9 protein-coding genes are annotated in these 8,794 nt (G+C 73.3%); 8 read left to right on the top strand and 1 reads right to left on the bottom strand.

The window, feature by feature from the left end:
• Window positions 1–190 precede the first annotated feature (190 nt).
• The 8 genes from ssd to ABD301_RS02435 all read left to right on the top strand — a co-directional run bounded on the left by ssd (window position 191) and on the right by ABD301_RS02435 (window position 6,304).
• Complete coding sequence (ssd, locus tag ABD301_RS02470) at window positions 191–1,303, top strand: septum site-determining protein Ssd (protein WP_344306686.1); 1,113 nt, start codon at window positions 191–193, stop codon at window positions 1,301–1,303.
• Window positions 1,300–2,904 carry a TadA family conjugal transfer-associated ATPase gene (locus ABD301_RS02465; protein ID WP_344306684.1) on the top strand — a complete coding sequence of 535 codons (1,605 nt, stop codon included), beginning with the start codon at window positions 1,300–1,302 and terminating at the stop codon, window positions 2,902–2,904. The genes ssd and ABD301_RS02465 overlap by 4 nt, the downstream gene beginning before the upstream one ends.
• A complete protein-coding gene (locus tag ABD301_RS02460) occupies window positions 2,901–3,194 on the top strand; it encodes a hypothetical protein (RefSeq protein ID WP_163568147.1) in 294 nt (97 codons plus the stop codon). The genes ABD301_RS02465 and ABD301_RS02460 overlap by 4 nt, the downstream gene beginning before the upstream one ends.
• Window positions 3,194–4,000, top strand: coding sequence for a type II secretion system F family protein (locus ABD301_RS02455; protein WP_163568146.1), 807 nt, complete (start codon window positions 3,194–3,196; stop codon window positions 3,998–4,000). Before ABD301_RS02460 ends, ABD301_RS02455 begins: the two co-directional genes overlap by 1 nt.
• Window positions 3,997–4,746 (top strand): type II secretion system F family protein, encoded by a 750-nt coding sequence (locus ABD301_RS02450; protein WP_344306681.1) that lies wholly within the window; start codon window positions 3,997–3,999, stop codon window positions 4,744–4,746. Before ABD301_RS02455 ends, ABD301_RS02450 begins: the two co-directional genes overlap by 4 nt.
• Window positions 4,747–4,893: 147 nt before the next feature.
• Window positions 4,894–5,091: a DUF4244 domain-containing protein gene (locus ABD301_RS02445; RefSeq protein ID WP_163568145.1), complete on the top strand. Its 198-nt coding sequence runs from the start codon at window positions 4,894–4,896 to the stop codon at window positions 5,089–5,091.
• A gap of 20 nt (window positions 5,092–5,111) precedes the next feature.
• Entirely contained in the window at window positions 5,112–5,558 is a 447-nt protein-coding gene (locus ABD301_RS02440; protein WP_279580085.1) for a TadE family type IV pilus minor pilin, read from the top strand.
• Between the two features lie 293 nt (window positions 5,559–5,851).
• Complete coding sequence (locus tag ABD301_RS02435; protein WP_344306677.1) at window positions 5,852–6,304, top strand: Rv3654c family TadE-like protein; 453 nt, start codon at window positions 5,852–5,854, stop codon at window positions 6,302–6,304.
• Window positions 6,305–6,385: 81 nt separating this feature from the next.
• Here ABD301_RS02435 and ABD301_RS02430 read toward each other — a convergent pair whose 3' ends face one another.
• Window positions 6,386–8,692 (bottom strand): DEAD/DEAH box helicase, encoded by a 2,307-nt coding sequence (locus ABD301_RS02430; protein ID WP_344306675.1) that lies wholly within the window; start codon window positions 8,690–8,692, stop codon window positions 6,386–6,388.
• Between the last annotated feature and the right edge of the window lie 102 nt (window positions 8,693–8,794).

Genomic DNA, 8,794 nt, shown 5'->3' with positions numbered 1-8,794 from the left:
CATCGCGTCGATGCGGTCAAGGGGGCGGGCACGGTGAGTGACGGGGGTCGTAGCACAGATTTTGGCTGGGGAGGGGTTATCCCCAGTCGGGTTGGTCGTCCACAGATTCGGGTCGGGCGACGTTCGATGGGTGCGGATCCGGCGAGGCTGGGCGCAGTGCCACCCGACCCCGTCTGTGCTGGAGAGTGCCGTGCCTCGCCGAACCGCCGATCCCTGGCTGACCGAGCTGACCCACCGCCCGCTGCTGGTTTTCGAGAGCTCCGCGCTGCTCGACGACATGCTCCGGCTGGCCGCGGCCGCGTGCACCGAGACCGATGTCGTGCGGGATGCGCCCGCCGCGCTGCCGCACTGGAAGTCGGCGCCGCTGGTGGTGTTGGACGCCACCGCAGCCGAACTGTGTGCGGAGGCCAGGTTCCCGCGCCGCGAACAGGTCGTGGTGGTCACCGATCGTACGGACGACAGCCGCGCCTGGGACGCAGCCGCTCGGCTTGGCGCCGACCACGTGATGCCGCTGCCGGCCTCGCAGAGCTGGCTGGTGGACCGGATGGCGGCCATTTCCGCCGGCCCCTCCGCGGACGGCCGGGTGGTCTCGGTGGTCGGTGGCCGCGGTGGCGCCGGCGCGACAGTGCTGGCCGCTGGTCTCGCCGTCACCGCCCTCCGAGCCGGGCTGCGGCCGCTGCTGGTCGACGCGGACCCGCTTGGCGGCGGCATCGACCTGGCGCTGGGCGGTGAGGAAACCGCGGGTCTGCGCTGGCCGGACCTGACCGGCCAGCCACCCGGCGGGCGGCTCAACGCACCCAGCCTGCTCAAGGCGCTGCCGCGGGTCGGCGAGCTCTGTGTGCTCTCGTGGGACCGCAGCGATGTGCTGGAGGTCGACCCCGCCGCCGTACGAGCCGTCCTGGAGGCCGGCCGCCGTGGCCGGGACCTGGTGGTGGTCGACCTGCCGCGGCGGCCAGACGAGGCGACCACGGCCGCGGTGCAGGCCAGCGACACAGTGTTGCTGGTGGTGCCGGCCGAGGTGCGTGGCTGCGCGGCCGCCGCCCGGATGGCGAAAGTCGTCCAGCCGCACTGTTCCGACCTTCGGGTGGTGGTCCGCGGCCCCGCGCCGGCCGGCCTGCGCTCGCGCGATCTTGGCCGGGCACTCGGACTTCCACTGGCTGGCGTGTTGCGTCCCGAGCCGGGCCTGGCCGCCGCGCTGGAACGCGGCGAGCCGCCAGCCGGCCGCGGTGCCGGTCCACTCGCCGAGGTCTGCCGCTCCCTCCTGTCGACGCTGGACATGCTCCCGATGGAGGTGGCGGCATGACCGCGCCGCTGGATCCGGTTTCGGCTCGGCTGCTCGCCTCCGCCCGGTTCCATGGCCCGCACCTGACCGCCGTGCCCACCGGCCAGTCCGCGCCGTCCGCCGCCGTCCGTCCGCCGGCCCCGGCGGCCGCTGGCCGTGCTGCCCCGATGCTGGCATCCGTGCAGCCGCTCGGTGACGTGCCGCGGGGTGTCCGGCCGGTTGCTGTCGTGCGTCCTGAGCTGGGATCGGCTCTGGGCGGGCCGCGGGCGGAGGCGGTGCCGCGTTCGGGCTCAGAGCCGCTGGCCGCGGTGCCGCGGCCAGCGGTGGTGTCGGCAGCCGACCGGCCCTGGTCTGCTGCCACTGGTCCGCTTGCCGCCGTTCCCGGGCGGGTCGCCGAGCTGGCGGCGGTGTGGGACCGACGCGAGTCGATGGCCGAAGTGGGGCCGACGCTGGTGGGCCGGGTGCGCCGCCGGTTGGTGGCGGACCGGCGCGATCCGAGCGCCGGCAACGTGGCCGCTGCGGTGCGGGCGGAGGAGGGCGTGGCGCTCACCGACCGTGGGGTCCTGGAACTGGCCGGCCGGCTCCGCTCACACATCGCCGGCGCGGGTCCGCTGCAGGATCTGCTGGCCGACCCGGAAGTCACCGACGTGCTGGTCAACGGTGCCGCGCAGGTGTGGGTCGACCGCGGTCAGGGCCTGGTGCTGGCCGAAGGCATCGGCGGCGACGACCTCGCCAGTGAGGACGGGTTGCGGCGGTTCGCGCAGCGGCTGGCTTCCAGTTGCGGGCGCCGGCTGGACGACGCGAACCCGTGCGTCGACGGTCGCCTGCCTGATGGCACCCGACTGCACGCGGTGCTGCCGCCGATCTCCGGTCAGGGAGTCTGCCTGTCCCTGCGGACCTTCCGACCGACCGCGTTCACCCTGGAAGACCTGCGCGAGCGCGGCGCGCTGACCGAGGTGTCGGTCGGCCTGCTGCGCGCTGTCGTACGAGCGCGACTCGCCTTCCTGATCACCGGCGGCACCGGCTCAGGCAAAACCACCCTGCTCAATTCGTTGCTCGGCGAGGTCGCCGCCGCCGAGCGGATCCTGGTGGTCGAAGACGCCGCTGAGCTGCGCCCGGTGCATCCGCACGTGGTCTCCTTGCAGGGCCGCCCGCCGAACGCCGAAGGGGTCGGCGAGATCACCCTGCGGGACCTGGTCCGGCAGGCGCTGCGGATGCGCCCGGACCGCATCGTGGTCGGCGAATGCCGCGGCCCGGAGGTCGTCGACTTGCTGACCGCGCTCAACACCGGCCACGACGGCGGCGCCGGCACGCTGCACGCCAACGCCGCCCACGATGCGCCGGCCCGGCTGGAGGCGCTGGCCGCCCTCGGCGGCCTCGGCCGCGATGCGATGCATGCCCAGTTGCTCCCGGCGGTGCGATGCCTGGTCCACCTGGTCCGCCGTGGTGGACTGCGAGTGGTCGACGCGGTGTGCGTGCTGGAGCAGAACTCGGCCACCGGTCGCGCCGAGGTGATCCCGGCGTGGCGCCATGACTCAGGTCCGGCCGCCGGCTGGTCGCTGCTTCGGCACCTGCTCGCCGACCGTCTCGGCCCCGACGCGTGTCCGGTGGTGCGGCCATGAACGTCCGTCCGGTAGTGGCCAGGAGGGCCGCTGGTGAGGCGTTGGCCGCTCGGTGCCTTTGCCGACTGTCATCGCCGCGTACGCCGCTGGGCCTGGCTCGGGTGGCGTCCGGCCGCTGCCCGCTGGTCGGCCGGCCAACTGTCGCCGATCTGCCCATGGTGGTGTGGTCCGGCAGCTCAGCCGCCGGAAAACTTCGGCGCTGCCGCTGGCTCGGCCAGGGGCCGGAGGTCCGTCTCATGTCGGCCTTCTGCGGGGAGCATCACGCCTGTTGTGGTTCGGGGGTGTGGTGATGACCGCCATCTGCGTCGCCGCGCTGCTGGCGGCGGCCTTGGTGCTGATGTGGCCGAACCGCTCGGCGGCCCGCCGGCTGGAGTTTGTCTCCGGGCGTGCTCGACCGTTCGCGGGACCGAGGTTGTCGCTGCCGGCGATCTCGGCCCGATGGGTCGACGCGCCAAGGCGGACGACCCTGGTGATGGCCGCTCTCGGTGCGATGATCGCGCTGCTCTGGCAAGGGCCGGTGGCGGCCCTGTGCGGTGGTGTCTATGCCGCGCTGGCGGCCAAGGCCGGCCTGGACCGGACGATCCGCCGGGCGACCGAAGCCGAGCGGAACAGGCTGGAATCCGCGTTGGCTGGCCTCGCCGCCGACCTCCGAGCGGGATCGAGCCCGTCCGAGGCGGTCGTCCAAGCCGGGCTTCTGAACCCGGCGATCGCCGCCTCCCCGGCTGCCCTTCGAACCGCCGCGCGGTCGTCCGGTGACGAACCGGCGGCCAGGCTCGCCGCCGCGTGGCAGGTCGCCGAGTCCACCGGCGCGGCCCTCGCGACTGTCCTGGATCGGCTGGAGACCGACTTGGGCGCGACCCGCCGCCGCCGGGCCCGTACGGCCGCTGAGGCAGCCGGAGCGGCCACCACCTCCCGGTTGCTCGCCCTGTTGCCGGCGGTCGGGGTCGCGATGGGCTACGGCCTGTCCGCGGACCCGCTGGACGTGCTCCTGCACACGCCGGTGGGTGCCGGCTGCTGCGTGGCCGCCGTGCTGCTGCAGTACGCCGGCCTGAGGTGGAGCCGCCGCATCATCGAAGCCACCGGGCGGATGTCATGAACTTCGTCGCGGCAGCGGCCCTGGTGGTCGCCGGCTTGCTCGTACTGGCCGGAAAGCCCATGGCCCATCGCTCACTAGCGGCCGCCCGGCTCGCCGCGGTGGTCGCGCCGGTCAGGGTGAATCCGGCGCCGGCCGCCGTGGCGAACCGGCGGAGGTGGTGGCCGGCGACCGCGGCCGCGCTGGCCGGAGTGGCCAGTTGGGCGTTGGTCGGCCAGTGGTGGGGGATCTTGCTCGGTGGCGCGGTGGCCTATGCGATCCATCGCGGAGTCGCGAAGTTGGAGCCCGCCGCCGTACGAGCCGACCGGGCCCAGGCGGACGCCTGGCTGCCGCTGGTGGCCGATCTGCTCGCCGCCGCTCTCCGGGCTGGCGCCACCACGGACAGGGCCCTGAAGGTGGTCGCGGAGGCCGTTGGCGGCCCCCTGGGTGACCGGTTGGGCGCCGTCGGCGCGGCGCTCGCGATGGGCGCCCCTCCAGAGGAGGCCTGGCAACCGCTGCACGACCTGCCCAACGCGGCCGCCCTGGCCCGAGCGGGCATCCGGTCCGCCGAAAGCGGAGCCGCGCTGGCGGACACCGCGGCGTCGGTCGCCGACCGCCTCCGCGGCGAGGCCGATGCGGCCGCCGAGGCGGCCGCGCGTCGGTCCGGAGTCCTGATCGTGCTGCCGCTGGGCCTTTGCTTCCTGCCGGCGTTCGTGCTGCTGGGAGTGGTGCCGGTGGTCGGTTCGGTGCTGGCGGGAGTGCTCCGGTGACCGGCCGGCACCGCCTTCCTCAGTGTGTGTCCGCCGAGCACGTGGGCCCTGAGTGCGTGGCCGCCAAGTGCGGGGCCCCTGAGTGCGGGGCTCCTGAATCTGTGACGGTCGGGAGCGTCCCGGCCGCTGAAGCAAAGGAGATTCTGGATGCGAAAGCTGAGCTTTGGCCGCCGGCTTCGGTCGATGGCCGGCAGGCTGCGGGCCGACGACGGCATGTCCACGGCGGAATACGCGGTCGGCACGATCGCGGCGGTGGCGTTCGCCGGCATCCTGCTGAAGGTGGTGACCAGTCCGGGCGTTCAGTCCGCCCTGCAAGCCATCATCGGCAAGGCGTTGCACGGCTGACCACCTGGTTGTCGTTGTCGTTGACGAAGCGACTGACCTGGCCGGCGAAGCGGCTGACAGGACGGCCGAGTTGGTGGCTGGCGGGGTGGCCAACAAAGTGGCTGTCGCGGTGTCGTCATACCAGCTCCGAGGCCGGCTCGGTCACCGCGGAGCTGGCGGCCGGCCTCCCCGTGCTGGTGATCCTGCTGGCCGCCGCGCTGACCGCGGTCTCCGCGGTGTCCACCCAGCTGCGGTGCGTCGACGCCGCCCGGGAGGGCGCCCGGGCGGCCGCGAGAGGCGAGCGTGATCCGGCCGCCTTCGCCCGCCGGGTGGCGCCGGCCGGCGCGACGGTCCGGCTGAGTTCGTCCGGCGACCTCGTAAGGGTCGAGGTGACCGTACGGGCCCGCTCGCTGGGACGGCTGCTGCCCGGACCGATGGTGGACGGCACCGCGGTGGCCGCCCGGGAGCCGGGGACGGGGACGCCATGACGGGGTTCGTCACCGGCACTGACGCCGGGGTCAGTGGTGGATATGACCGCTGTCCGGCAGTTCGGGACAGGTCTGTGATCACCGGATTTTCCAGACTGGCGGCGCGTCTTGGCATAACGCGCCGCCACCGACCACCTGCCGGCGATGGCGCACCCCGTCGCGCTGGCAACCTCGCTGGCAGGTGGTCGGGTCCGGCGGTGCGCTGTCGTGGAGCGCATCGTCCCCAGCCGCCCAGCCGCGATGACGAGCTTCCGCTCGTCAGCAACCTCGGGGCCGGGCGGCTGGAGCGGGCGGTGCGTCCCCGTGTGGCGCGCCGCCACCAACCGTCCAGCCGCGGTGGGGTGCTCCCTCACCACCACCTCGCGGCTGGACGGTTGGGCGGGGCCGCGGGCCTGGCGCGCTGGGTGCGGTCGGACGACGGCAGTGCCTCGATCTGGCTGCTGGCGATTGGTCTCGCGATCGTGTTGCTCGGCGCGGGCCTGGCCACCGCGGGTGCCGCCAGCGTCACGAGACATCGCGCCGAAGCAGCGGCCGATCTCGCTGCTCTCGCGGCCGCTGACCAGGTTCCCGCCGGCCCGGCCACGGCCTGTCGGCGAGCACAACTCGTGGCCACCGCCAACTCCGCACACGTGACCGCGTGCCGGTTGGACGACTTCGACGCCATCGTGACCGTGACGGTCCCGATGCCCGTGCCGTTCACCTACCTCGGCACCGCGACCGCCGCCTCCCGCGCGGGCCCCTCGTGACGCGAGACGAAGACCTTCGCGAGGGTGATGTTGTGAGGTGACAAATAGCCGCATTTCGCCCCGGAAACGTCACCCGCGCGGCTAGCCGGGGAGTGCGTCGAGGATGAGGGTCAGCAGGGCGACAGCGCCGGCCTTGTCCAGTGGTTCGTTGCCGTTGCCGCATTTGGGCGACTGGACGCAGGACGGGCAGCCGACATCGCAGCCGCAGGACAGGATCGCCTCGCGGGTCGCGCGCAGCCAGTGCTCGGCGGCGGTGTAGCCACGCTCGGCGAAACCGGCACCGCCCTGATGCCCGTCGTAGACGAAGACGGTGGGCAGGCCGGTGTCCGGGTGGGCGGCGGTGGACAGTCCGCCGATGTCCCACCGGTCGCAGCTGGCGACCAGCGGCAGCAGCCCGATCGCGGCGTGCTCGGCAGCATGCAGCGCGCCGGGGAAGTGCCGCTCGACCAGGCCAGCGGCGGTCATCGCCGCCGGGTCGACCGTGTAGTAGACCGCGACGGTCCGCAGCTGGCGCTCGGGCAGGTCCAGTGGCGTCTCGTCCAGCACCTCACCGCCCGGCAGCCGGCGCCGAAGGTACGAGACGACTTGGCTGGTCACGTCGACGATGGCAAGGCCGAGGGTGACCGGGCCGTATTCGCTTTCCACCAGCTTTTCGACCATCGCCACGTCGGTGATGTCACGGGCGTGGGTGGTCCAGTCCGGGTCCTCGGCGTGTACGAGCGCGGTGGACTCCTCCAGGTCGAACTCGTCGACCAGGTAGACCTCGCCCCGGTGGATGTAGACCGCGCCCTGGTGCACAGTGCTGTGCGAGGCTCCCGCGTCGACCGTGCCCAGCAGCCGGCCGGTGCCGGCCTCGACGACCACCACCGGCTCGCCGCCGGTGCCCCGGATGTCGGCGTCGGGACGCTGCCGTGAGGTCCAATACCACCCGGTGGGCCGGGTCCGCAGCAGCCCGGCCTCCACCAGGGCGGCCAGCACGTGCTCGGCCGGGTCGCCGCCGAAAAGCTCCACGTCGGCCTTGGTCAGCGGCAGTTCGGCGGCCGCGCAACACAGCTGTGGGCCCAAAACGTACGGATTGGTGGGGTCCAGCACCGTCGCCTCGACCGGCCGGCCGAAGATCGCCTCGGGGTGATGGACCAGGTAGGTGTCCAGCGGGTCGTCGCGGGCGACCAGCACCGCGAGCGCGTCCCGGCCGGCTCGCCCGGCTCGGCCGGCCTGCTGCCACAGCGAGGCCAACCGGCCCGGATAGCCGGCCAGCAGCACGGCGTCTAGCCCGGTCACGTCCACGCCCAACTCCAGCGCATTGGTCGCGGCCACTCCGAGCAGCTCACCCGACCGCAAGGCGCGCTCGATGGCCCGCCGCTCGTCGGACAGGTAGCCCGCTCGGTACGCCGCGACCTTGCCGGCCAACTCCGGCGCCACCTCGGACAGCGAGCGCTGGGTGGACATCGCGACCATCTCGGCAGATCGGCGGGACCGTACGAACGCGAGCGTCCGCGACCCGGCCAGCACCAGATCGGTGAGCAGGTCGGAGACCTCCGCGACCGCGGCCCGCCGGACCGGCGCGCCGTTCTCGCCGTCGGCCGCGCCCAGCGGCGGCTCCCAGAGCACGAAGGTGGTGGCCCCGCGCGGCGAGGCGTCGTCGGTGACCGCGACCGCCGGCAGCCCGGTCAGCCGCTGAGCGGACACCGCCGGCTCGGAAACGGTGGCCGAGGCGCAGATGAAGACCGGTTCGCTGCCATAGCGGGCGCAGACCCGGCGCAACCGGCGCAGCACAGCGGCCACGTGAGAGCCGAAAACTCCGCGATACGAATGGCATTCGTCGACCACCACGAAGGTCAACCGGCGCAGGAACGACTGCCATCGGGTGTGCCCCGGCAGCAGGCTCCGGTGGATCATGTCCGGGTTGCTGAAGACGAAACGCGAATGCGCCCGCACCCAGTCGCGCTCGTCGGTCGGCGTGTCGCCGTCATAACCCGCGGCTCGTACGCCCGGGAGCTCCAGACCGGTGATGGCCCGCAGCTGGTCGGCCGCGAGTGCCTTGGTCGGCGTCAGGTAGAGCGCGGTCGCCCGCGGGTCGGCGAGCAGCTTGGTCAGGACGGGCAGCTGATAGGCCAGCGACTTCCCGGACGCCGTCCCGGTCGCGATGATCACCGAGTCGCCGTCCCAGGCGCTTTGCGCGGCGGCGATCTGGTGCGCCCAAGGCCGCCGCACGCCGGCCCGTACGAAAGCGTCCACGACTTCGGCCGGCGCCCATGCCGGCCAGTCCACGTAGGTCCCTTGCCGGGCCGCGAGGTGTTCGACGTGGGTGACCGGATCGGTGGCATGCCGGCGGCCACGCAGGCCGGCCAGCAGCTCGGCCGGTGAGCGGGATCCGATGGCGGTCACCCGAATGAGACTGCCACGCGGCACCGACGTTCTGAGTCCGCGGCCACTGGGCGGAAGAGGCGCCGATTGCCTGCCAGTCCGGGGAAAATCCACCAATCATGC

The sequence above is a fragment of the Fodinicola feengrottensis genome (assembly GCF_039530045.1).
Taxonomy (GTDB): Bacteria; Actinomycetota; Actinomycetes; order Mycobacteriales; family HKI-0501; genus Fodinicola; species Fodinicola feengrottensis.
Note: the sequence above shows the minus strand (reverse complement) of the source record. Positions and strands in the feature narration are given on the sequence as shown.